This is a genomic window from Micrococcus sp. KRD096 (assembly GCF_017168495.1).
Taxonomy (GTDB): Bacteria; Actinomycetota; Actinomycetes; order Actinomycetales; family Micrococcaceae; genus Micrococcus; species Micrococcus luteus.
In genome coordinates, this window is the sequence record NZ_JABFAY010000022.1 from 23,436 (window position 1) to 46,655 (window position 23,220).

The 23,220-nt window shown below is 68.7% G+C and carries 22 protein-coding genes and 4 pseudogenes; 11 read left to right on the plus strand and 15 right to left on the minus strand.

Features of this window, described 5'->3' with window-relative positions:
- Positions 1–137 precede the first annotated feature (137 nt).
- Both J1M41_RS10935 and J1M41_RS10940 read left to right on the plus strand, forming a co-directional pair.
- Positions 138–1,487: an O-acetylhomoserine aminocarboxypropyltransferase/cysteine synthase family protein gene (locus J1M41_RS10935; RefSeq protein ID WP_129867059.1), complete on the plus strand. Its 1,350-nt coding sequence runs from the start codon at positions 138–140 to the stop codon at positions 1,485–1,487.
- Position 1,488: 1 nt separating this feature from the next.
- Positions 1,489–2,748 (plus strand): annotated as a pseudogene (locus J1M41_RS10940) (cystathionine gamma-synthase); the annotation flags it as partial.
- Here the strand turns inward: J1M41_RS10940 and J1M41_RS10945 are convergent.
- Together J1M41_RS10945 and J1M41_RS10950 are read right to left on the minus strand one after the other, a co-directional pair.
- A pseudogene (locus tag J1M41_RS10945) lies at positions 2,748–2,819 on the minus strand (cadmium transporter); the annotation flags it as partial. The pseudogenes J1M41_RS10940 and J1M41_RS10945 sit on opposite strands and share 1 nt — an antisense overlap.
- Positions 2,816–3,175: a helix-turn-helix transcriptional regulator gene (locus J1M41_RS10950; protein WP_017488126.1), complete on the minus strand. Its 360-nt coding sequence runs from the start codon at positions 3,173–3,175 to the stop codon at positions 2,816–2,818. The gene J1M41_RS10950 and the pseudogene J1M41_RS10945, both read right to left, overlap by 4 nt.
- A 269-nt stretch (positions 3,176–3,444) precedes the next feature.
- On the opposite strand from J1M41_RS10950, the pseudogene J1M41_RS10955 reads away from it, so the two are divergent.
- Both J1M41_RS10955 and J1M41_RS10960 read left to right on the plus strand, forming a co-directional pair.
- A pseudogene (locus J1M41_RS10955) lies at positions 3,445–5,091 on the plus strand (DDE-type integrase/transposase/recombinase).
- On the plus strand, positions 5,085–5,927 hold the full coding sequence (locus tag J1M41_RS10960) for a TniB family NTP-binding protein (RefSeq protein WP_342214107.1): 843 nt from the start codon (positions 5,085–5,087) through the stop codon (positions 5,925–5,927). Before J1M41_RS10955 ends, J1M41_RS10960 begins: the two are co-directional and overlap by 7 nt.
- 42 nt (positions 5,928–5,969) lie before the next feature.
- Here the strand turns inward: J1M41_RS10960 and J1M41_RS10965 are convergent, their stop codons facing one another.
- The 7 genes from J1M41_RS10965 to J1M41_RS10995 all read right to left on the minus strand — a co-directional run bounded on the left by J1M41_RS10965 (position 5,970) and on the right by J1M41_RS10995 (position 12,976).
- The gene (locus tag J1M41_RS10965) at positions 5,970–6,233 is read right to left on the minus strand and encodes a phosphoribosyl-ATP diphosphatase (RefSeq protein WP_010078767.1); all 264 of its coding nucleotides are present in this window, start codon (positions 6,231–6,233) and stop codon (positions 5,970–5,972) included.
- A gap of 1,123 nt (positions 6,234–7,356) precedes the next feature.
- Complete coding sequence (locus tag J1M41_RS10970; RefSeq protein WP_036313271.1) at positions 7,357–8,163, minus strand: AAA family ATPase; 807 nt, start codon at positions 8,161–8,163, stop codon at positions 7,357–7,359.
- Positions 8,164–9,558 (minus strand): Mu transposase C-terminal domain-containing protein, encoded by a 1,395-nt coding sequence (locus J1M41_RS10975; RefSeq protein ID WP_119217308.1) that lies wholly within the window; start codon positions 9,556–9,558, stop codon positions 8,164–8,166.
- A gap of 1 nt (position 9,559) precedes the next feature.
- Positions 9,560–10,159 carry a recombinase family protein gene (locus J1M41_RS10980; protein ID WP_101963414.1) on the minus strand — a complete coding sequence of 200 codons (600 nt, stop codon included), beginning with the start codon at positions 10,157–10,159 and terminating at the stop codon, positions 9,560–9,562.
- Positions 10,160–10,375: 216 nt separating this feature from the next.
- Positions 10,376–11,224, minus strand: coding sequence for an SDR family NAD(P)-dependent oxidoreductase (locus J1M41_RS10985; RefSeq protein ID WP_080695846.1), 849 nt, complete (start codon positions 11,222–11,224; stop codon positions 10,376–10,378).
- 53 nt (positions 11,225–11,277) lie between these two features.
- Positions 11,278–11,871 (minus strand): NADPH-dependent F420 reductase, encoded by a 594-nt coding sequence (locus tag J1M41_RS10990; protein ID WP_101963415.1) that lies wholly within the window; start codon positions 11,869–11,871, stop codon positions 11,278–11,280.
- Between the two features lie 64 nt (positions 11,872–11,935).
- Positions 11,936–12,976 carry a hypothetical protein gene (locus J1M41_RS10995; protein WP_119217310.1) on the minus strand — a complete coding sequence of 347 codons (1,041 nt, stop codon included), beginning with the start codon at positions 12,974–12,976 and terminating at the stop codon, positions 11,936–11,938.
- A 97-nt stretch (positions 12,977–13,073) separates the two neighbouring features.
- Between J1M41_RS10995 and J1M41_RS12275 the strand changes: the two genes are divergently transcribed.
- The 4 genes from J1M41_RS12275 to J1M41_RS11015 all read left to right on the plus strand — a co-directional run bounded on the left by J1M41_RS12275 (position 13,074) and on the right by J1M41_RS11015 (position 16,916).
- Positions 13,074–13,703, plus strand: a complete 630-nt coding sequence (locus J1M41_RS12275; protein WP_276319606.1) for a TetR family transcriptional regulator — start codon at positions 13,074–13,076, stop codon at positions 13,701–13,703.
- A 9-nt stretch (positions 13,704–13,712) separates the two neighbouring features.
- Positions 13,713–14,093: a hypothetical protein gene (locus tag J1M41_RS11005; protein ID WP_036313258.1), complete on the plus strand. Its 381-nt coding sequence runs from the start codon at positions 13,713–13,715 to the stop codon at positions 14,091–14,093.
- A 385-nt stretch (positions 14,094–14,478) separates the two neighbouring features.
- Complete coding sequence (locus J1M41_RS11010; RefSeq protein WP_036337238.1) at positions 14,479–15,900, plus strand: hemolysin family protein; 1,422 nt, start codon at positions 14,479–14,481, stop codon at positions 15,898–15,900.
- A complete protein-coding gene (locus tag J1M41_RS11015) occupies positions 15,900–16,916 on the plus strand; it encodes a CNNM domain-containing protein (RefSeq protein WP_036337237.1) in 1,017 nt (338 codons plus the stop codon). The genes J1M41_RS11010 and J1M41_RS11015 overlap by 1 nt, the downstream gene beginning before the upstream one ends.
- A gap of 452 nt (positions 16,917–17,368) precedes the next feature.
- Here the strand turns inward: J1M41_RS11015 and J1M41_RS11020 are convergent, their stop codons facing one another.
- Positions 17,369–17,758 (minus strand): heavy metal-responsive transcriptional regulator, encoded by a 390-nt coding sequence (locus tag J1M41_RS11020; protein WP_101966230.1) that lies wholly within the window; start codon positions 17,756–17,758, stop codon positions 17,369–17,371.
- A gap of 56 nt (positions 17,759–17,814) precedes the next feature.
- On the opposite strand from J1M41_RS11020, the gene merA reads away from it, so the two are divergent.
- Entirely contained in the window at positions 17,815–19,278 is a 1,464-nt protein-coding gene (merA, locus tag J1M41_RS11025; RefSeq protein WP_206451749.1) for a mercury(II) reductase, read from the plus strand.
- 271 nt (positions 19,279–19,549) lie between these two features.
- On the opposite strand, the gene J1M41_RS11030 is transcribed toward merA, so the two are convergent.
- The 3 genes from J1M41_RS11030 to J1M41_RS11040 all read right to left on the minus strand — a co-directional run bounded on the left by J1M41_RS11030 (position 19,550) and on the right by J1M41_RS11040 (position 21,040).
- Positions 19,550–19,690 (minus strand): hypothetical protein, encoded by a 141-nt coding sequence (locus J1M41_RS11030; RefSeq protein ID WP_002854087.1) that lies wholly within the window; start codon positions 19,688–19,690, stop codon positions 19,550–19,552.
- Between the two features lie 64 nt (positions 19,691–19,754).
- Positions 19,755–20,666 (minus strand): cation diffusion facilitator family transporter, encoded by a 912-nt coding sequence (locus tag J1M41_RS11035; protein ID WP_095695675.1) that lies wholly within the window; start codon positions 20,664–20,666, stop codon positions 19,755–19,757.
- Positions 20,666–21,040 (minus strand): helix-turn-helix transcriptional regulator, encoded by a 375-nt coding sequence (locus tag J1M41_RS11040; protein ID WP_036341507.1) that lies wholly within the window; start codon positions 21,038–21,040, stop codon positions 20,666–20,668. Before J1M41_RS11040 ends, J1M41_RS11035 begins: the two co-directional genes overlap by 1 nt.
- A gap of 78 nt (positions 21,041–21,118) precedes the next feature.
- On the opposite strand from J1M41_RS11040, the pseudogene J1M41_RS11045 reads away from it, so the two are divergent.
- Both J1M41_RS11045 and J1M41_RS11050 read left to right on the plus strand, forming a co-directional pair.
- Positions 21,119–21,253 (plus strand): annotated as a pseudogene (locus tag J1M41_RS11045) (ArsR family transcriptional regulator); the annotation flags it as partial.
- 44 nt (positions 21,254–21,297) lie between these two features.
- Positions 21,298–22,192, plus strand: a protein-coding gene (locus J1M41_RS11050) for an IS5 family transposase (protein ID WP_206451750.1) whose coding sequence is annotated in 2 segments (ribosomal slippage) — positions 21,298–21,654 and positions 21,656–22,192 — 894 coding nt in all. Because the reading frame shifts where the segments join, the coding sequence is not laid out codon by codon here.
- 36 nt (positions 22,193–22,228) lie between these two features.
- On the opposite strand, the gene J1M41_RS11055 is transcribed toward J1M41_RS11050, so the two are convergent.
- Positions 22,229–22,501, minus strand: coding sequence for a hypothetical protein (locus J1M41_RS11055; protein ID WP_069941611.1), 273 nt, complete (start codon positions 22,499–22,501; stop codon positions 22,229–22,231).
- The gene (locus tag J1M41_RS11060) at positions 22,498–23,211 is read right to left on the minus strand and encodes a DUF4145 domain-containing protein (RefSeq protein WP_069941612.1); all 714 of its coding nucleotides are present in this window, start codon (positions 23,209–23,211) and stop codon (positions 22,498–22,500) included. The genes J1M41_RS11055 and J1M41_RS11060 overlap by 4 nt, the downstream gene beginning before the upstream one ends.
- Positions 23,212–23,220 lie beyond the last annotated feature (9 nt).

Sequence of the window (23,220 nt, forward strand, 5' to 3'; positions counted from 1 at the left end):
GCGTGGGATGGGCTCACCACCCATCCAGAGCGGCCGAGAGATCTGGCTCGACGACGCCGCAGCAACCCGCCCGCCGGACCCGGACCCCCGGGAACGGCAGGCCCGGTGCTACCGCCAGGACCGATGGAGGAGAGCAGATGCCCCGTCACGCCACACAGCAAGTCCACGCCGGCTACGAGCCCGCCGCACCCCACCGGCCGGTCGTCCCGCCCATCCACCAGACCACGGCGTTCCGTTTCCCGGACCACGCCACGGCGGCATCGATGTTCCGGCTCGAGACCCCCGGCTTCACCTACAGCCGCACGGGCAACCCGACCGTCGCGGTGTTCGAGAACCGCCTCGCCGCACTGGAGGGCGGCATCGGCGCGATCGCCACGGCCACCGGCCAGGCCGCCGTCGCGCTGTCCCTGCTGGCGCTGCTGCAGGGCGACAAGCACCTGGTCGCCTCCAGCCAGCTCTACGGGGGCACCGTCGACCTGCTGACGGACACGTTCGCGGACTTCGGCATCGAGGTCACCTTCGCGGACCCGGCGGACCCGCCCGCGTGGGCCGCCGCGGTCCGGCCCGACACGCGCGCGTTCTTCCTCGAGGCCATCACCAACCCGCTTGCCACCCTCCCGGACCTGCCGGCGCTCGCGGACCTCGCCCACGCGGCCGGTGTGCCCGTGGTGGTGGACAGCACCCTCGCGACGCCGGCCCTCTACCGGCCGCTGGAGCACGGCGCCGACGTCGTCGTGCACTCGGCCACCAAGTTCCTCGGCGGGCACGGCGCGGTGCTCGGCGGCGCGATCGTGGACGGCGGCACGTTCGACTACGGCGCGGCGCCGGACCGGTGGCCGCAGCTGGCCCGGCCCAAGGCCCGCTACGGCGGGCAGACGCTGGTCGAGCGGCACGGCCGTGGCGCCTACCTGACGCTGGCCCGCAGCAAGTTCCTGCACGACCTCGGCCCCACCCTCGCCCCCGCGAGCGCGGCGCAGTTCATCCAGGGGCTCGAGACGCTCGACCTGCGCGTGGCCCGCCACACCGCCACCGCCCTGGCCGTGGCCGAACACCTGGCCGGGCACCCCGCGGTCGCGCGGGTGCACCACCCCGGCGTGGCCGGACATCCCAGCGCGGCGCTGGCCGCCCGCGACTTCCCGGACGGCGTCGGCTCGGTGTTCTCCTTCGACCTGGCCTGCGGCCCCGAGGCCGTGGCCCCGTTCCTCGACGCGCTCGAGCTGTTCCAGCTGGTGGTCAACGTCGGCGACGCCCGGTCCCTCGTCTCCCACCCGGCGACCATGACGCACTGCCGCCTGACGCGGCAGCAGCGCGAGGCCGCCGGGATCGCCGAGACCACCGTCCGGCTCTCCATCGGGCTGGAGTGTCCCGACGACCTGATCGCGGATCTGGACCATGCCCTGGCCGCGGTGTCCGCCGCCGGGCCGGCCGTCCCTGCCGCCACACCCGCCGTCCCCGAGACCGCCGCCGTCACCCAGGAGGTGCGCTGAGATGACCGCCGTCCACCAGACCACCCGCTCCGTCTCCCGTCCCGCCGTCCGCGGCTTCACCACCACCGCCGTGCACGCCGGCCAGGAGCCCGACCCGCTGACCGGCGCCGTGGTGCCGCCGATCTACCAGACCAGCACCTTCGTGCAGGACGGCATCAACGTGCTGCGCGCCGGGCACGAGTACAGCCGCGGCTCCAACCCGACCCGGAACGGCTTCGAGACCCAGCTCGCCGCCCTCGAGCACGGCGACCGGGCGTTCGCGTTCGCCTCCGGGCTCGCCGCCGAGGACGCCCTTCTGCGGGCCGTGCTGCGCCCCGGCGACCACATCGTGCTGGGCGGCGACGGCTACGGCGGCACCCACCGCCTCATCACCACCGTCCTCGAGCCGTGGGGCGTGTCCAACACCCCCGTGGACATCACCGACCCGACGGCGGTCGCCGCGGCCGTCCGTCCCGGCCGCACCGCGCTGCTGTGGGTGGAGACGCCCTCCAACCCGCTGCTCGGCATCGCGGACCTGGCCGCCTGGGCGCAGATCGCCCACGACGCCGGCGCGCTGCTGGTCGTGGACAACACGTTCGCTTCGCCCTACCTCCAGCGGCCCCTCGACCTCGGCGCGGACGTGGTGGTGCACTCCACCACCAAGTACATCGGCGGGCACTCGGACGTGCTCGGCGGCGCCGTGGTGGTGGCCGACCGCGAGTTCCGCGGCCGGGCGCTGGCCGAGGCGGTGGCCTACCAGCAGTTCGCCGCCGGTGCGGTCGCCGGCCCGCAGGACTCCTACCTCGCCGCCCGCGGCCTCAAGACGCTCGGCCTGCGCATGGACCGGCACGGCGCCAACGCCGCCGCGCTCGCGGACTGGCTGCAGGGCCGCCCCGAGGTCGCCCAGGTCTTCTACCCCGGGCTGCCCGACCACCCGGGCCATGCACTCGCCGCGCGGCAGATGGACGGCTTCGGCGGGATCGTCTCCATCCGGTTGGCCGGGGGAGAGGCCGCGGCCCGCGCCTTCGCCGAGGCCACCGAGCTGTTCGCGCTCTCGGTCAGCCTCGGCGGGGTCGAATCGCTGCTCTGCTACTCCTCCGAGATGACCCACGCCTCCGTGCGGGGCACGCCCCTGGCCGTCCCCACGGACCTGGTCCGGCTCTCCGTCGGCATCGAGGACGTGGCCGACCTGCAGGCGGACCTCGAGGCGGGCCTCGAGTGCGCCGCACGCGTCGCCGCCGGCCGCGGGGCGCCGTCGTCGTCCACGGTGCCCCGTCCCGCCAGCACGATGATGTCGTCGATGTTGGTCGCTGCGAACAGGCCCATCGCCTGCAAGACCGAGGTGAGGCTCATGCGCCCTCCCCAGCTGCGTCGCATCCGGGAAGCGAGCAGGCGGGATCGATGCACGGGGCGTCTTCGTCCACTGCCAGGGTGGCATCGACCAGTGCCGTCAGCGCCTGCGCCAGGTGCGAATCGGCGATCTCATATCGTGTCCGACGACCCTCGGGCTCGGAGACGACGATCCCGCAATCGCGCAGGCATGCCAGGTGGTTGGACACGTTCGGGCGTGTTAGGTCCAGATCTCGGGCCAGTTCCGCCGGGTAAGCGGGATGGTCGAGCAGGGTCAAGATGATCCGGGATCGAGTGGGGTCGGCCAGTGCACGACCCAGGCGGTTCATCACGTCGAGACGCGAAGCAATAGTCATCATGGACTGAACTATACAGTGCGAACTGAACACTCGGTCACAGGCGTCAGCCCAGATCGCATGCCCGTAAGGGGATCCTTCACCGTACGTCGAGCGAGCTCAGTCCTCGAGTCATTTTCAGAAGTCGACTGCGCTCTCGGGCCCGTCCTCTCGGGGGTGGTGTCGTCGACTCCCGAGCCCTGGTCGTTCAGTAGTCCTGTGCACTAGCGTCGCATCTGCTCAGTAGTCCTGTTCTCTATGAGGAGGCGGGCGTGGACGGCGACCAGGATGAGATGGCTGGACCGGGCGTGCTTGCGGTGCCCGAGCGTGAGTGGGAGCAGGCCCGGTTGCGGGCCGGGGTGATCGGTCGCCTGGCCGAGCACGATCCAGTGGGACTGGCTGCCGTCGACGAAGCCGCGATGGAGCTGGGGATCTCCCGGCGCCGGGTGTACGTGCTGCTGGAGCGGTACCGGCGGGGCTCGGGCCTGGTCACTGATCTTGTCCCCCGGCGATCGGATGGTGGCAAGGGTGGGGGCCGGCTGACGGAGCCAGTGGAGCAGATCATCCGTGAGCTGGTGCGCCAGCGGTACTTGACCCGGCAGAAGCGCAGCATTGCCTCCCTGCATCGGGAGATCACGCGGGCCTGCGCCGTGTAGGGGCTGCCGGCTCCGGCACGGAACACGGTGGCCGCGCGGATCGCTCGGATGAATCCGGTCGAGGTGGGCCGGCGGCGCGAGGGGGCCGAGAGCGTCCGGCCGTTGCAATCGGCCGGGGACGAGGTTCCGGTAGTCGAGTCGATCCTGGACCAGGTGCAGATCGATCACACGGTCATGGATCTGATCGTGGTCGATGACCGTGACCGTCAGCCGATCGGACGGCCGTATCTGACGGTGGCCATCGACGTGTGCAGTCGGTGTCTGGTTGGAATGGTGGTGACCTTGGAGCCGCCCTCGGCGGTGTCGGTGGGGTTGTGCCTGGCCCATGCGGCCGGTGACAAGCGGCCCTGGCTGGAGCGGCTCGGAATCGACGCGGCCTGGCCGATGAGTGGCAAGCCGAAGGTCCTGTATGTGGACAATGCTCGGGAGTTCAAGAGCGAAGCGCTCACCCGCGGGTGCGACCAGCACGGTATCAGCCTCGACTACCGCCCGCTGGGCCGGCCGCATTACGGCGGGATCGTCGAGCGGGTCATCGGCACGGCCATGCGACAGATCCACGAGCTGCCGGGGACCACGTTTTCGAACCCAGTCGAGCGTGGAGCGTACGACGCCGAGAAGATGGCCGCACTGACGATTGCCGAGTTGGAGCGGTGGCTGGTGTTGGCTGTGGCGACCTACCACGGCACGGTGCACTCCACGCTGGGCCAGACCCCGGCCGGACGGTGGGTCGAGTCGGTCGCAGCGACCAGTACCCCGATGACGACGGCCAACCCAACGGCGTTCTTAGTGGACTTTCTGCCCGTGTTCCGCCGCAAGCTCACGCGCACCGGGTTTGTTCTAGACCATGTCCACTATTTCGCCAATGCGCGCAAGCCGTGGATCGCACGCCGCGAGGCCCTGGAGCGGTTCCTCATCCGGCGGGATCCGCGCGATATCAGCCGCATCTGGGTGCTGGACCCCGAGGGCACCGCGTACATCGAGGTCCCGTATCGGGCGTTGTCGAACCCGGCGGTCAGCGTGTGGGAGCACCGGCAGGCTCTGGCCCGGCTGCGCGAGCGTGGGGCCACCGAAGTCGACGAGTCGGGCCTGTTCCGGATGATCGAGCAGATGCGCACCATCTCCGAGACCGCCCAGAAGACCACCAAGCGCACCCGCCGCGAGAGGCAACGCCGCACCCAGACCGGGACGACCACTACGAGGCCGACGCCCCCGGTGCCGGAACCACCGGTCGTACCAACGGACTTGGATGTGGTGGCCCGGTTCGGGGAGATCGAGCAATGGTGAATGCCAACGAGTACGAGCCGCTGGAGCTGTCCCACTTGCACCCGGCCGCGCAGCCGGTGGCGCGATTGCCGGCGGCCGAGCGGGTCCAGCGGATCCGCGCGGACCGCTGGATCGGCTACCCGAAGGCGGTCGAGGCCGTCGAGCGTCTGGAGACCATGCTCGGCTGGCCGGCGAAGCAGCGCATGCCCAACCTGCTACTGGTGGGCCCGACAAACAACGGCAAGTCGATGATCATCGAGCGCTTCCGCCGGCAGCACCCGCCCAGCTCCGAACCGGACCGGGAGCAGGTCCCGGTGGTGTGCGTGCAGATGCCCTCGGAACCATCACCCTTGCGGTTCTACACCGCGATCCTGTCCGTCCTGGGCGCACCCCTGCGGCCCCGGCCTCGTCTGGTGGAGCTCGAACGCCTCGCCTTGTCCCTGCTGCGCGAGGTCGGGGCGCGGATGCTGGTCGTTGATGAGCTGCACAACGTGCTGGCCGGTCGCGGGGACACCCGTCGGGAGTTCCTGAACCTACTGCGGTTTCTGGGCAACGAACTGCGCATCCCGCTGGTCGGGGTCGGCACCCGCGAGGCCTACCTGGCGGTGCGCTCCGATGACCAGTTGGAGAACCGCTTCGAACCCTTCGTGCTCCCGCTCTGGGAGGCCGACGACCAGGCGAGATCCCTGCTGGCCAGCTTCGCCGCCTCCTTCCCCCTCCGGAAACCATCGGTGATCGACACCGAGGACATGGCCCGGTCAAGTCCCTGGAAGTGGTGTAACCGTCTTCGAGGCATGAGAATCAGGCCAGGGCCGGCATCACCTCCGTGCCCATCACGGTGCCCGGTTCTTGCGTGAGGGGCTCGCGGCAGCGGGCCAGCAGGAACGGGGCCGGCGGCCTCAGAGGTGGCGGTAGACGTCCTCGAGGCTGATGCCGCGGGCGATCATCATGGTCTGCACGTGGTACAGCAGCTGCGAGATCTCCTCGGCGGCGGCCTCATCCGACTCGTACTCGGCGGCCATCCAGACCTCGGCCGCCTCCTCGACGACCTTCTTGCCGATCGCATGGACGCCGGCGTCGATCTGGGCCACGGTGCCGGAGCCCTCGGGGCGCTCCTGCACCTTGCGCGTCAGTTCCGCGTACAGCTCGTCGAAGGTCTTCACGGCACCACCCTAGCGACCCGGCCCCTCCAGCCTGGACCGCAGTCGGTCATTGTGACGGACGGGACGGCGAGGCCCTCGCCACGCGCTGCACATGTGAGCCCACGTGGGACGTGCCGGCCGCTCAGCGTCCTCTCCCTCCCATGTCTGCACGTTCCTTCACTCCCATCGGGGCACGCGCGCGAGGCGGCCGTGGACGTGGGGATGACGGGCTGAACGTGCCCGTCCGGTCCGCACGCATGGCCCGGGCGACCTCCGACAGGTGGGCACGACACGCTCGTTTCTGACCCCAGCGACGACACCGCTCCTTGCACACCTGAGACACCACCAGGTCGATCACTGCCCCGAACCCCGCCCGGGCCCACCGCACCAGATCTCTTCCGCGACGCACACATCCATCTCGTCGACTGTCCACGCGTCCGGGCCTCGGGTCCAGGCCCTGGAGGTCACCGGCGGGCGGCGCGGCCGCGCCCACGTCGCCGACGGGGAACAGGAATGATGCGGCGAGAGGATCTGGGGGTAGCCGTCGTGGCCCTCCTCCCCCTCCCGGACGAGGAGCAGAGCCCCGCGCTCGGACCCGCGAACTGGAGCATGACCCACCACGATGAAGGCGACCCATCCCGTCCCGCACACCGAGTGAGCGCCCGGTTGCAGCGAGCGCAGAAGATCCTCTCCCGCTGGCGGGTGGCCACGGGCAATGCGGTGGAAGGCATGGAATGGGAGCGGGATCCCGGTGATGCGCAGCTCGTGGAGATGGCTCGGCTGCCCAGCAGTGCCGAGCTGCCCAGCGCTGGAGCCTGGCTTCCGGGGCTGGAGATCCTCATGGGCCTTCGTCGCAGACCTGGTGCCGGGCCCCCTCAACCACCGGCTCGCCACGTGCTCGTTCTATCGGGAGAAGGCTTCGGCGCCCGTCCCCTCGGCGCGTCGCCATGCTCGCCCTGACGTGAGCCGACGTTCGTGGGTGCGGGGCGTCGGCCGACTCCCACGGGGGTGGCCTCACACGCACCCGACGGTCTGTCCCACCACGTCTCAGACCCTCCGACACTTCTGTCCAACAGCTCGGTTTGGGACCGTTTCTGTGGACTTGATCAGTAAGTGGCGTGCTTCTGTGAGTCAGTAGGTGGCGCTAGCCGGTGACCAAGGTGCTGGCGGCAGCTTCGATGACGTCGTCGGTGATGGTGTCGAGTTGGTTGATCTTCAGGACGCGGCCGATCTGAGGGAATAGCCGTTCGAGGAGGCGGAAGTTGCCGCGGGTGATGCGTTCGATCGCGGCGATGGCCTGCGCGTCGGTGAAGTCTTCGGGGTCGAGGGTGCGGCCGAGGCGTTTCCAGTGACGAGTCAGAACGAACAGCAGCTCCTCTTGTGCGAGGGCGCGGTAGCGGTGGGAGAAGCCGAGGCGGCTGTAGAGCTGGGGGTAGTGGCGGAAACGCTGGTCGATGCCGGGCATGCCGATGAACATCAGGGCGACGTGGTGGCGATCGTGGAGGTCCCGTAGGAGCTCGAGTGCTGTCGGGGTGAGTCGCTCGGCTTCATCGATGATGATCAGTTCGGTGAAGTCGATGGTGCGGGGCACCACCGTGGTCGTGATCTTGCCGATCTCGCAGAGGTGTTCGTAGATCAGGATTCCCACTTTTGCACGGTAGAACTCGATATCGCGCATGAGGTCACGGTGCTTGGGGAGGACCTCGGGGGTGTAGAAGACGGTGCGGGAACGGTGGGCGGCCGCGTAGTGCTTCAGGTCGGCATCGCTGCGCGGCCCCCAGTCCTGGATGAAGGGCTCGAGCATGTCCCAGTGGGCGTATCTGCGGGCCGACTGGGTCTTGCCGACGCCTGCCTCCCCATGGCAGATGCCGATGGTGACGTCCTTGCGGATGGCGCCTGCGAACTCGGTGAAGCGGCGGTGCTCCTTGGTGACGATGAAATCGCGACTCATCTACTCGTCCTCTTCGTAGGTCCGTAGCTGCTTCCGCTTCCGCTGTGCGGGAGGTGGTGGCGCGGGTGGTTCTGGCTGGGATCGATTGGCGGCGGGGATGCGGTCGTTGATGCCCCGGCGGAGTTCTCGTCGGCGGGCCCGGCGCGCGGTCTCTATGTCATGGAGGCTGTACCGCTGGTTGGGGTGGGCTTCATCGATCGCCGTGCACACGAAGGTGTCGTGGTCATAGACACGGATCTCGGAGAGGTCGCGAGGGTCATAACGGATGGTGATGGTGCGCCCGACGAAGGGGGCGAGCGTGGGTGAGAGGTAGCGCTGTCCTTGGAAGTGGATGCCGTCCCGCTGGATCGTGCGGTGCTTGGAGACTCGCAAGAGGAGGCCGTCGAGCTCCTCGAGGCTCTCGGGCATCCTCGGCATCCACCCCTCACCGATCCAGGCCGCTTTCGGGCTCGTACGAATTGCAGCATGCGTGCGCTCGTTGTACTGGCCGACAAACTCCCCGATCGCTCGGTCCAATCCGGCCAGCTCCAGGGCGGGCACAGCCTGAGGGTGGCCCGGGGTGAGATGTCCAGGCAAGGTCGCGAGCACTTCGGTGTTGACGGTCTGGAAGAACCGCTCGATCTTGCCTCTGCCTTGGGGCCGGCCGACGGTGGAGTGGATGATGCGGATCTTCAAGGCGATCGCCGTGTATTCGAGATGGTGACTGGTGAAGTCACTGCCGTGGTCGACGTAGAGAGCGTCGGGGATGCCGCACATCGACCAGGCCGGATCGTTCTTGGGCCAGATCGCCTGGCGTAGCGCCAGTGCGGTGTTCATCGCTGAAGGGGCTCCCTCGAAGACCATGTACCCGCAGATCGCCCGCGAGTAGTCGTCCATGATCGTGGTCAGCCAGGGCCGTGAGGGTCTCCCGCTGGGGTCCTTGATGAGGATGTCGAGCTCGGTGTGGTCGGCCTGCCACAAGGCATTGGGGTGTTCGGCACGGTGGAGGTACACGAGTTCGTGGCGGTCCCGGTAGGAGGCTGGGCCCTCGAGTGCGAGGGTCACCATGCCGGGATCCAGTGCCTGCACGATCGAACGCACCGTCGCGTAGCTCGGGGGCTTCTTGCCTGTTCTCGAGGCCTCGGCCGCTGCCAGGCGATGCAGTGTGGCGATGCTCGGGCGTGGTCTGGTCAGTGCCAGGTGCTCCACGAACACCACCAGCTCAGGCGCAGTACGCCGTGCGCCGGCGTCGGCGCGCGGTGTCCGTTCGAGAGCGGCGACGCCACCGGCTCGATAGGCGGAGTGCCAGCGTGAGAGCGTGCGTGTGCCGATCCCGGTCTCGCGCGCAAGGCTCGCTAAGGGGATGCCGTCTTCGATGTGGAGCCGCAGAATGTTCCACTTCTGCGGCCCGTCCATGTCAAGCCTGCTTGACACTCTCGCGAGCGGCCGTGTTCCGCTGGTGGCGGTAGAGCGTCGCCCGTGACCACCCCACGAGACGCGCAGCCTCCTCGGCCGTGCGCCCCTTCGCCCGTTCTTCGGCGGCGATTGCGAGCTTGCGATCTACGACCTCGGGGTTCACGGGCGGTCGACCGAACTTCGTTCCCTGGGCCCGGGCCGCGGCGATGCCGGCGTTGACGCGCTCGGTGATCAGCTCCCGCTCATACTCCGCCAGCGTTGCCAGCATCCCGAGCATCAGCCGTCCCGACGAGGTCTCGGGGTCGATCCCATCGGAGACGGATTGGATCTTCACGCCGCGGTCTCGCAGCAGGTTCACGGTATTGAGCACGTCGATCAGAGATCGCCCCAGCCGATCGATCCTCCACACCACGACCGTGTCCTCAGGCTCTGCGTAGGACAGGAGCTTCTTCATGCCCGGACGCTCTGCCGCGCTCTTCGCGCCGGACGTTACATCCGAGAACACATCCCGCCGCTGCACCCCAGCCGCGAGGAGAGCGTCGAGCTGCAGCGCGGGATCCTGCCCCGCCGTCGACACCCGTGTGTACCCCAGAAGCCTCATGACGTGATCATGCCTCATAAATCATCTTCACCGGAAGGTCTGAGACAGAACGCGGCGCGACGACTTCGCGAGACACTCCCGGCCTCCCGTCGACCCAGCTCGCGCCGGCCCCGTGGTCGCCAAACACGGCGTCTCGTAAAACTGTTGGTTTTGGAGACGCTGGTCGCTGCTGCTTGCGCACGCGCGCCGGGTTCGTCCAGCTGTCGTGGAGACGGTTTAGGAGCCGGGATGGAAGAGGTGCTCGATTTTTTCTTTCTTGGCGAGGAGGCCGAGCATGTTGTGTTCGCGTTCGTTACCGAGGTAGGCGGCGGAGGAGCTCCAGCCGCCGTCGACCACGATGTCGGTGCCGGTGATGTAGGAGGAGTCGTCGCTGGCGAGGAACAGCGCGGTCGTGGCAATCTCTTCAGCCTTGCCTGCCCGGCGAAGGAGGATGGTGTTCTCCATCGTCTTCTTGAACTGGTGGTGCATCAGCGGGTTCGCGGTCATCGGTTTGGTCATGTCGGTTTCGATGAAGCCGGGCTGGATGACGTTCACTCGGATGCCCCAGTCGGAGAGCGTGTACGCGGCCGAGCGGGACAGCCCTTCGAGGGCCCATTTTGAGGCGCTGTAGGCGGCGGAGAAGGTGCCTGTGATGCCAGCGACGGAGCCGATGTTGATGATCGATCCGCCCCCGGAGTCCTTCATTAGAGGGGCGCAGGCCTGCATGCCGATCAGGGTGCCGTTGACGTTGACCTCGAAGATGCGGTTCCACTCGGCGACGTCGACGTGGGGGATGACGGTGAGGTCGTTGCTGCCGACGATGTTCAGCAGCACGTGCAACGCTCCTGTTTCGGCCTTGATGGCGGACACAGCAGCATCCCATTGGTCCTGCTTGGTGGTGTCGAGTTCGACGAAGTGGGCGCGGCCTCCGGCGTCGGTGATCTCTTTCACGAGGTTGTTGCCGGGCTCGGGGCGCCGGGCGGCGACGAACACGGTGCCGCCTTCCTTCGCGAAGAGGCGGGCGCTGGCGCGACCCATTCCGCCCGTGCCGCCAGCGATCAATGCGGTCTTGTTCTGCAGTCGCATAAGAGTTGACCTTCCTTTCGTGTTGCCAGTCCGGTCCACCGGAGCTGGTGGGTCTATCGGGCTACGGACAGAGTGAATTGCGGAGACTGCAGCGCCGTCAGGACTCCAAAGAACAGGTGGAAGGCGTGCTCGGTGCCGACCGCTGTTTCCACTCCTCCCAGGTCGAGGATGTCCTGGTCCGACCACCCCAGATCATGCAGGAGCTCACGCACCGTCGCCTTGGCGTCGGGGTCGTCGCCAGAGACGAAGACCATCGGGTTCGCCACCGTGTCGGCAGGGTCGGTCATCATGCTCGTGTTCATCGTGTTCAGGGTCTTCACGACCCGCAGGGCAGGGAAGCGCTCCTGGACGCGGCGGGCGAGGCTGTCGCCCGGGAACAGCAGTTGCCCGTCTGCGCCGACCGGCACCGACGGGTCGAGCAGAATCTTCCCGGTCAGGGCGTCATCGCCGAGAGCATCGAGCGTGTCGAGCACCGCGGCGCCGGGGATCGCGGTGATCACGATGTCCGAGGCTGACACTGCGTCTTGCTGAGTGGCGCTGCCGCTGGCAGGTTCTCGGGAGCCGTAGACGAGGGTGTGTCCGCGGGAGATGAGGCGCTCACCGAGCGTGGTTGCGACACGTCCGGTGCCCAGGATTCCGATCTTCATGGGTTTGTCTCCTTCAGGTCGTGCGGTCGTCTGAGGGTTGCGCGGCGTGCGCCGAGAGGGTGGGCTATTCGATGGTGGATTCGGGCACGTGCATGCTGGGGCGGCTCCGGAAGTGACCGACCAGGGCGAGGATCACGCCGAGCGCAACCCAACCGGTGAGCGTCCACCACTGCTGTGCGCTGCTGGCGTCCGGGAAGTAGCTGAGGGTACGGATCAGGGTGCTCGAGGCGCCCGGCACGAGGAACTGGCCGATCGCCCCCCACGGGGCGGCGAGGAACTGCCACGGGACCGCGGCCGCGGAGAGCGGGATGCCGATGAAGATCGTGACCACTGCGCCGATACCCATGCCGACCCGGCCGAACAGGGAGGTGCAGCCGACGATGAACGCCGAGGTCGCGAGCATCGTCAATCCCATTGCGAGGGCGTTCAGCCAGAAGTCGCCCTGCAGGTAATGGAACCAGGTCTGCATGATGAACGCCAGGATCAACCCCGCAGCCACGGCGAAAGCACCGACCGCGGCAAGGCGGCGCACCGCCCCGACGACGAGCAGGGAGATGAGTACGCCGCCGAGCATGCCGCCGATCGCCAGCGGGAACGACGCGGCCGCGAGCCCGGCGCCGGTGGGATCGGAGCCAGACAGGGGCACAACCGGGGTGACGGCCACCTTGACGGTGGAGGCGTCTCCGCCGGCGGCGGCGACCTGCTCCGCCATCTGCGCCTGCAACTGCGTCGCCACGCCGGTGAGCAGCTGTGCGGCGACCGCGCTGCCGGCCGGTGCGGTCAGCACCTCCGGCGCATCCGCGGGGTTGTCGCCGAGGACGATCGCCCCGTAGGTCTCGCGCGACTCGATCTGCGCCACGGCCTCGTCACGGTCGGCGGCCTCGACGAAGTCGAACGTCCCCGTCTCCCCCAGTGCCGTCTCGAGCGCGGTGACGGATGCGGCGGGACCGGCGACGCTGACCGGCAGGTCGTGGGTGCCGGAGGTCTTGCTCGGCCACAGGAACGCCAGCACCACCACGGCGAGAAGCACCGACGCGACGACGCCGATCAGTACGGCAGCGGGCCATTTCGTGTGCGGTGGGGGCGAGGGGATGGCACTGTCCATGAGGCTGTCTCCAGAGAGTGGGAACGAGGTTGATGCGGCTACCCTAGACCTAATTCCACGCCTGAGGAAATCCTCAGACGTGGAGTACACTGACGCAGTGACCCCGGTGAACGACGACACGACCAGGAAGCGGCCAAGCGGGCGCCGCTCGGGCGACAGCGGCACCCGAGACGCGATCCTCGACGCCGCGAAGGAACTGTTCGCCGAACTCGGCTATGAGGGCGCATCCGTGCGGGCCATCGCCGGTGCCGCCGGGGTCGACCCCGCGCTGATCCGCCACTTCTTCGGCGACAAAGTAGCTCTCTTCGCCAGCACCGTCGCCGATCGGACGACGATCCCGCAGCGGATGGCCGCCGCCCTCGAGGGCGACCCTGCCCAACTCGGCGCCCGCATCACCGACAGCTACCTGCGGATGTGGGAAGAGCCCGACACTCGCGCGATCCTGCTCTCGCTGGTCCGCTCCGCGACGACCTCCGAGCACGCCGCGACCATGCTCCTCGACATCCTCGGAGCACGCCTCCGTGACCAGACGTCAGCGGCCGACGACGAGCGGACGCAGCGCATCGCGATCTCCGCATCGCACCTGCTCGGTGTCGCGATGGCTCGCTACATCGTGAAAGTTCCCCCGATCACGGCGATGTCGCACGACGAGCTCGTGGCACACATCGCCCCGACGATCCAGACCTACCTCACCGGCACCACCACCGCAGTAGACCAGCACAACTAGGAGAACACCATGTCGAAGAAGCAGACCGTTCTACGCACCGGCCTCGGGACCCTGTTCATCGGAGCCGGCATCATCCAAGCCACTCACCGCGAATTCTTCACCGCCCTCATCCCGGAACAGATCGCCGAACATGGCGACCAAGTGCAGGGCGCCGCGACCGTCACCCTCACCGGGATCGGGGCAAGCTTCCTCATCCCGCCCCTCAACCCCATCGCTCGTTGGGCCGCGACCATCATGCTCGCCGGAACTCTTCCCCCTGCGATCGATCAGCTCCGCAACCCCGAAGCGACGGAGAAGCTCGGCATCCCGACCGCCGTCGTCGCACTCCGCATCCCAGCGCAGGTCCTGGTGATCATCGGCGCCTGGTACGCCACCCGCAAATCGAGGTAGCAACCTCCACGCGCGTCTGGGCGACCAGTCATGACGGCGTCAAGCGCCAGACAGCGACCACAAGATGCCGCCACACAAAGATCAACTCCACAGGACCGTTTCTGACGTGATGCTCTCGTGGGCGGACGGGGCGTGTAAAGGGGTATACCCGGCTGGACATCCTGGCGGGCAGATGCCCGATGTCGGCGGCGAGGCCACACCCCACCTTGCCCTGCGACCGGTTACCGGTGGTAATGTGCCGCCATTATTCATTCGACCCCTTATGGAGCCCCTGAATACATGAGCGACGGCCCAGCCGCCTGCCCTGGTGACAGTCCGAGCGTCACCCCCACCCCACCCCGCAGCTGGCGGGGTCGCCTGCACCTCGTGGGGAGGTGACTCAGGCATGGATCCAGTCCTGACACTGATCCTCGGATCCCTCATCATCCTGGCGATCATCGCCGCCAACGGCTTCTTCGTGGCCCAGGAATTCGCGTACATGTCTGTAGACCGCGTCCGCCTGCAGACCGCCGCCAAGGCCGGCGACCGCGCCGCCGCCCGCGCACTGCAGGTCACTCGCCGCACCTCCTTCATGCTCTCCGGCGCGCAGCTGGGGATCACGGTCACAGGCCTCATGGTGGGCTACGTGGCAGAGCCGATGGTGGGTGCGGCCCTGACCGAGTTGCTCGGCGGCACCGCACTGCCTTCTGAAGTGGTCATCGCCATCTCCACGCTGGGCGTACTGGTGGTGGCCACCCTGGTGCAGATGATCATCGGCGAGCTGTACCCCAAGAATTTGGCCATCGCCAACCCCGAGCCCCTGGCCCGCGCTCTGGCCCGGCCCACACAGATCTACCTCGGCCTGTTCGGCTGGCTCATCTGGGTCTTCGACAAGGCGGCCGAGGTGCTGCTCAAGCTCCTGCGCATCGAGCCAGTGCACGACGTCGACAGCACCGCCTCCGCCGAGGACCTGGACCGCATTGCCCTGGACTCCAGAGCTTCCGGATCCTTGCCCGCGGAGGTCTCCGTCCTGATCGACCGGGTGCTGGACTTCCCAGACCAGGACGTGCAGCACGCGATGGTGCCCCGCTCGCGTGTGGACGAGGTTCAGCCCCAGACCTCCCTGGCTCAGGTGCGCGACCTGATGGCCACCGGCCACACCCGCTACCCGGTGATCTCGAACGAACACGAACCGCTCGGGGTAGTCCACCTCACCGACCTGCTCGGTGAGACCCGGATGGCCCCGGACACCCCCGTGTCCGCCCTGATGCGCCCTGCACTGGTGCTGCCCACGATGATGTCCCTGCCCGACGCAGCCCGGGAGCTCGACGGCTCAGGGCAGCAGATGGCGTGCATCGTGGACGAGTTCGGCGGCTTCGTCGGCGTGCTCACAGTGGAAGACCTCGCGGAGGAGCTCGTGGGCGAGCTCACGGACGAGCACGACCTGCACCCCCAGGAGGAGATCACCGCCACAGGCCTGCACTCCTGGGTCCTGAGCGCAGAGGCCCACCTGGACGAGCTCGAGCGCCTCGTCGGGCACCCCCTGCCCGTGACCGAGGCCGAGTCCGCCGCCGGTCTGACCATCGACGCTCTGGGCCGTCTGCCCCGGGAAGGCGAGGTCATCACGATCGACCTGCCCGAGGACCCACGAGACTTCGGGGCTGAGGAGGTCTACGACCGCCACCTGCAGGTCGAGGTCCTCTCCATCCAACGCAGGGTCCCGGCTCGACTGCGGATCCACCTCATCGAGGTGCCCCGCTCTGACACCGCCGGCAGCCATGCCGCCCACGAGGCCCAGCCCGACGCCACCACGGACGAGGAGCGATGATGCACGGTCCACTGATCGTCATGCTCGTGACCACAGCGCTGATCGTGCTCAGCGCGATCTTCGTCATCATGGAGTTCTCCCTGCTGGGCGCCCGCCGGCACCGGCTAGAGGCCGAGGCAGGACGCAGCCGCGCCGCGCGGGCCGCTCTCAAGGGAGTCGACGAGCTGACCCTCATGCTCGCCGCAGCCCAGTTGGGCATCACCTTGTGCACCTTCGCCCTGGGGGCGATCACCAAGCCGGCCGTCGACGCATGGCTCGGCCCCGTCCTGGAGGACTGGGGCATCCCCGCAGCGGCAGCCGGAACCGCCTCCTTCGTCCTGTCCTTGCTGGCCGTGACCTTCCTTCACCTGGTCATCGGGGAGATGGCCCCCAAGTCCTGGGCCATTGCCCACCCCGAGACCGCAGCCAAAGCCGTGGCCGTGCCCGCACGCGCCTTCGTCTGGACCGTTCGCCCCCTGCTGCTGCTGGCCAACCGGCTGGCCAACCGCCTGGTGACCCTCAGCGGCGTCACCCCCGTGGACCAAGCCGCCGTGGGCGGCTACGACGCAGCGGCCATTCGTCAGCTGGTTGAGCACTCCGCCGCCGCCGGCACCCTGGACCGGCAGAACCATGAAGCCTTGGCCGGTGCCCTGGACCTTCAGACCCTCACTCTCGGGGACCTCCTCCCCCAGGGTCAGCACCCGGTCAAGGTCGCCCCCGACGCCGACGTCGAGGCGGTCCAGAATGCCGCTGCGTGCTCAGGGCACTTGCGTATCCTGGTCCAGCCGGACCATACCCCTGAGAGCGTTCCGGGCGTCGTCCACGTGCGGGACACCCTCACGATGGAGCCTTCTGCGCCAATCCAGCCGCTTATCCAGCAGGCTCTGACGCTGCCCTCCACCACACCGTTGCACGAAGCACTTGCCTCCATGCGCCGCAACAGCCGCCAGCTGGCCGCAGTGACCCAGGACAACCGGTTCACTGGGGTCGTCACCCTCACCGACGTCTTGCGCGGAGTGTTGCCCCGCGCGGCTTGAGTCCACACCTCGGCAACACCACCGCGGGGGCCGCTGAAACGGCCCCCGCGGTGGTGTGGACAAAGAATCAGAATCGGCACAGTGGCCTCGCCCCCCATTCCGGCCTCAATGGGCTCAGTCATGCTCCGACTCACGGGCGTGTAACGGCTAAATCGGTCGTTTGTGGCGGCTGCTCGGTGTGCCGCCCGGTGTCATGTGTGGCTTGCGCCGCTATATGGCGGGGTTCTGTCGGAGCTCAGTGGCGGCCTCCAAGCACGCGGGCAAGAGGGCGCTGCGAGTGAGGCTCACGTTCCGCAAGCCGATCCTTCACCGGGACAGCGGCCGACGGCAGGCCGGAGGAATAGGCGTCGCGATAGGGTGCACCCCGCGCAACAGAACCGTTGCGAAAGGTCTAACACCCCAACGCAACAGAGTGGGCCGCCATGCGCTGCCACGGGCCCGTGACTTCGGTGTCACAGGTAGCGGCAGACATCCTCGGGGGAGCACATGGCCGGGTCGCCGGCGGCGGCGTCCTCGCGCAGGTCGGCGATCGTGGTGCGTAGCTGCGCGAGCTCGGCGAGTTGCCGGTCGATCACATCAAGGCGGGTGTCGAGCAGGTCGGTGACGTGCCGGCAGGGGGCCTGCCCCCGGTCGCGGATGTCCAGCACCTGACCGATCTGGGCCAGGGTCAGCCCGGCCGCTTGCCCCCGGCGGATGAAGTCCAGCCGGTCGAGCACCTCGGCGCCGTAGTCCCGGTAGCCCGCCGGGGTGCGGTCCGCGGCGGGTAGCAGCCCGACCTCCTCGTAGTACCGCAGGGTCTTGCTCGTCGTGCCCGACGCCCGAGCCACCTCACCGATCCGCATGCCACTCATTCTCCCCCTTGACCTTCCAGTGCACTGGAAGGTCGATCCTGAGGGCGATGAAGGAGGAGTTCATGACGGCAACGGCTAACAGCAGGTCGTATGACCTGGCAATGATCGGGTCCGGTGGGGCGGCGTTCGCGGCCGCGATCCGCGCCACCAACCTCGGCAGACGGGTGGTGATGATCGAGCGTGGCACCGTCGGCGGTACCTGCGTGAACACCGGGTGCGTGCCCTCCAAGGCCTTGCTCGCGACCGCCGAGGCCCGCCACGTCACACTCGACGCCTCCCGGTTCCCCGGCCTGCCGCTCCCCGAAGTCCGGCCGGTCGACATGCCCGCCTTGATCGCCGGCAAGGATCGGCTCGTCGGGTCACTGCGTGGCGAGAAGTACCTGGACCTGGCCACCGAGTACGGATGGGATCTCCACCCCGGGGACGCCACGTTCGTCGGCACACCCAGCGAGCCGGCACTGCGCGTCACCGGCCCTGACGGCACGGTGGAGACGGTCCGGGCCGCGCACTACCTCATCGCCACCGGCTCCAGGCCCTGGGCGCCGCCGGTCCCCGGCCTGCAGGAGGCCGGTTACCTGACCTCGACCACCGCGATGGAACTGGACCACGTCCCGGAGTCGCTGCTGGTCATCGGCGGCGGCTACGTCGCGATGGAGCAGGCCCAGCTCTTCGCTCGGCTCGGCGTCCGGGTCACCATGCTGGTCCGCTCACGGCTGGCGTCCCAGGAAGAACCCGAGGCGTCCACCGCCCTGGATGAGATCTTCACGGACGAAGGCATCCAGATCATCCGCGGCGCGGTGCCCAGCGCGGTCCGCCGCGACCCGGCCACCGGCGAGGTCACGGTCACTGCCACCACCACTGACGGCTCACAGGAACTCCGGGCGGCCGAGGTACTCGTCGCCACCGGGCGCCGCCCGGTCACCGCCACGCTCGGTCTCGACACCGTCGACGTGCGCACCGGCGACCACGGCGAGGTGGTTGTCGACAGCCATCTGCGCAGCACCAACCCGCGCGTCTGGGCTGCCGGTGACGTCACCGCCCACCGTCAGTTCGTGTACGTCGCCGCGGCCCACGGCGCCCTCGTCGCCGACAACGCCCTCACCGGCGCCGGCCTCGAGGTCGACTACCGCCACCTGCCCCGGGTCGTGTTCACCAGCCCCGCCCTGGCCGCCGTCGGGATGACCGAACGGCAGGCCTCCGCTGCCGGGATCCGCTACGACAGCCGTGTCCTGTCACTCGCGCACGTCCCACGCGCGATCGTCAACCGCGACACCCGCGGGTTCATCAAGATGGTCACCGACGCCGACACCGGCCGCATCATCGGCATTACCGCCCTGGCCCAGGACGCCGGCGGCCTCGCCGCCGCCGGGGTCTACATGCTCGAGGCCGGCATGACCACCAGCCAGGTCGCCAACCTCTGGAGCCCCTACCTGACCATGGCCGAAGGCCTCAAGCTCACCGCGCAGGCCTTCACCACCGACATCGCCAAGCTCTCCTGCTGCGCGGCGTGAACCTGCCCCGCACACAGGGACACCGATAGGGGACCGCCTCGCCCCGGGGCGCGAGACAAGAAAATGGGCGCCGATCAGCCCTACTTACTGGCACCCCTGCGTATCGGACCTGCAACCACCGGGGAGTTCAGTCGATGCAAGAACTCCCGTCCCAGGCCTATATCTGGACGTCTTCACGACCTCTACGTGCTCGACCCGACGAGGACAGCACTGGACGACGCGATGACCGCCTTGCGGCGCCGCCATGAGGCCGCGGTCCGTTTGGGCCGCGTCACCGCACCACCATGACCACGATCGTCACCACGTAAGCCGCGGCGACCAGACCGATCCCCAGCAGGGTGAGCACCACCCCGCGCCGGGCCGGCCGCTGGCCCTCGTCCGGCCCGGGGCCCTTGCCGTGCTTCGCGGTCATCGCGCGCTCCTAAGACGTTGCTCAAGCATGTGCGGCTCTCGCGAGCGGGCTTCCGTGCCGAGTGCTACCAGCTCAGGTCGTGACAGCCGTCGCTGCCGGCGCCCTCCACCTGCAAGGTGGCATGGGCGATACCGTAACGGTCGCGCAGCACCCGGCGCGCGCCGGCAAGCACGGCGCCGTGGTCCGCGCCCTGGTCAGCGACCAGGTGGGCCGTGGCCACGTTCATCCCCGACGTCAGGGTCCACAGGTGCAGGTCGTGGACCTCCTCCACCCCCTCGACCGCGTCCAGGTCACCGGCGACGTCCTCCGGGTCCACCCCTTCCGGGGCGTGCTGGCCCAGCACCGCGATCACCTGCCTGCCCAGAACCACCGCCCGGATGATGACGAAGACCGCGATGAGCGCCGCGACCACGACGTCCCAGATCGGCTGGCCGGTGAGGATGATCAGCACGCCGGCGACCATGACACCCACCGACCCGGCGGCGTCGGCGATCACCTCGTAGTAGGCGCCCTTGACGTTCAGGCTGTCCTTGGTCCCGCTGCGCAGCAGCAGCATGGAGATGATGTTGATCACCAGGCCGGCGAAGCCGACCGCGAGCATGGCGCCGGAGGCCACCTCCGGCGCGTCGCCCAGCCGGCTGATGGCCTCGACCACCACGTACACCCCGACCGCGAGCATCGCCAGCACCGCCAACGCCGAGGCGAACACCTCGGCCCGGTAGGAGCCATAGGTGCGTCGCCCCGTGGAGTCCGGCCGGCTCGCGATGCGCGTCGCCAGCAGCGCCGCACCCAGCACCACCACATCGGCAGCCATGTGCCCGGCATCCGACAGCAGCGCCAACGACCCCGACACCAGCCCCGCGACCAGCTCGATCAGGAAGAAGCCCGCCGTCAGGGCGAACGCCCCCGCCAGCCGCCGACGGTAGCGGCCACCGGCATGCCCGGTCGCCGGGGCATGGCTGTGTCCCGCCCCCATCAGCCCTGCCCCTCGTGGCGGGCGTGCTCACGGGAGACGTCCAGCAGCATCCGCACATGCCCGTCAGCGAGGCGGTAGTACACCATCCGCCCCTCCCGGCGGTTCTCGACCACCCCAGCGGAACGCAGCACCCGCAGCACCTGGGACACCGACGCCTCCGCGACATCGACCGACGCCGCCAGGTCACACACGCACAGCTCGCCGGCCTCCAGCAACGCATACAGCGCCCGGGCACGGCGCGGGTCCCCCAGGAGCTTGAACAGCCCGGCCAACCTGCCGGCCTCGCGCTCGTCGGGGATCCTCTCCCGGGTCAGCGCCACCTTCTCCGGATGGACGGCGGTGACCTGACACGAATCCAACGGCGTCACACTCATGCCACGACCATACACCTATGCAGATATCAGCAGCGGGAGCCACACACGAGAGGTCAGCAGGTTCTGTATGGTCAGCGCATGCTGACTATTGCTTCGCGGCTGGACGTGATGAACCGGCTGGGCCGGGCGATGGCCGACCCGACCCGCTCCCGCATCCTCATGACACTCCTCGAGGGCCCGAGCTACCCGGCGGTACTCGCCCGCGACCTAGGGCGTGTCTGAGAATAGATGCACGAGTCAGCTGAGACCCTGGGGACATGTCCCGGTTCCAGATGCTCTCCGACGCCCAATGGGAGTTGATCGCCCCGATGCTCCCGACCCGGACCGGCCGCGCCGGCAGGCCGTTCGCCGACGCCCGCACCATGGTGGAGGCGATCATCTACCGATACAGGTGCGGAATCGCTTGGAGGGATCTGCCCGAGGTCTACGGGCCCTGGCAGACCGTGTGGACCTGGCATCGGCGCTTGGCCGAAGAAGGCACCTGGGACACGGTGCTGGCCACGCTGACCGCCGCCGCTGACGCCGAAGGCCTGATCGATTGGTCGGTCTCGGTGGACTCCACGATCGCCCGCGCGCATCAGCACGCGACGAACATCACCCGCCTCACAGGGGGATGGGTCGAACTACAAGAATCCGCGTGAGGAACCGGCCGATCACGGCATCGGGCGCTCCCGTGGCGGGCTGAGCACGAAGATCCATCAGCTCGTGGACGGGACCGGGCTGCCGCTGGTCAGCCTGATCACCCCCGGCCAGGCAGGGGACTCCCCGATGCTGCTTCCTCTTCTGGAGCAGCTGCGCGTGACCCGGCCGGTAGGGCGGCCCCGGACCCGCCCCGAGGCGGTGCTGGGCGATAAGGCGTACTCCTCCCGGGCGATCCGCACCCACCTACGCGCCCGTGGGATCAAAGCGGTCATCCCCGAACCGGCCGACCAGCAGGGCCACCGCAGACGGCGCGGTGCCCGCGGCGGGCGCCCCGTCAGCCTCGACGCGGACGCCTACAAGGGCCGCAACGTCATCGAGCGTCAGTACGCTCACCTGAAGCAGTGGCGGGGTCTGGCGACCCGGTATGACAAGTACGCGATCGTCTACCGGTCCGCTGTGGTGCTGAATGCTGTGATCGCATGGTCCAAACGATTGTCAGACATGCCCTAGTGGGTATACCCGACTGGACGGTTTCTCAGACACACCCTAGCCGTGCGTGCGCCCGTAGGGGGCGCGCCAGGCCGATTCTTCTGCCCGAATGCGGGTGACCCACCCAGCGGGCACCCATGCCTGCAACCGTTCGGTGCTGGGCGCCTCCTCCCAGGCGATCAGCACATGGGTGCTCGACCAGCGGGCAGCCATCGCATCGACCCGTCCCCGGTCGGGGAGCATGACCCGCACGTAGGGGGCGTCCTGGTAGAGCGCGGAGTGGACCTCCTCGGGGCTGCGGAAGGCCGGCGGCTCGTAGACCGGGATCACGACGCCGCGCGCGGGCCGCGGGCGGCGTCGTGGCGGGCCTTGCGTGCCGCGCGCATGCTGGCCTTCTGGGCCGGCTGCTCGTAGAGGACGAAGGCGGCCTCCCAGAGCAGCTCGGCGACGTCGGCGATCTCCTCGGCGGCGTACTGCACGCCGACATGGATGCTGTCGTTGCCCACGAGGCGGGACTCGTGCAGGTCCTCCAGCAGCTCCGCGTCCAGCCGCGGGGTCAGGCTGTTGATCTTGGCCTTGAGGTCCCGGCCGGTGCCGCCCTGGTCCTCGACCATCTCCTCGGTGGCCGCGCGGTAGAGCACGCCAGCGGCGCGCAGAGCTCCCGCGCTCTCACACAGGCTGGCCTCCCGGTAGAGCGAGCGCATCTTCTCCGGCGCCTCCTCGGGCAGGTGGCGGACCGCGGCGAGCGGGTAGACCAGCGTGCGGGAGAGCCGGCGTGGCTCCGTGCCTTCATCCCACTGGTGCTCGGACCATGTGTCCATGACGGTGACAGGCTGCTCGCAGCGGTGGCACTGCATCACCACGATCTCTCGCGCCCCCGAGGTCGGCGGCGGAGAGTCGTTCGTCGGCGAGGGCCGGTACGGCTCCTCGTCGAGATGCGCGTACCTCGGGTAGATCTCAATGCGGGACTCAGGGTCCATGGCCGCGTAGGCCTGGCAGTGCGGGCAGACGCCGGCCATGTTCTCGAAGAGGTACTCCATGGCCGCAGT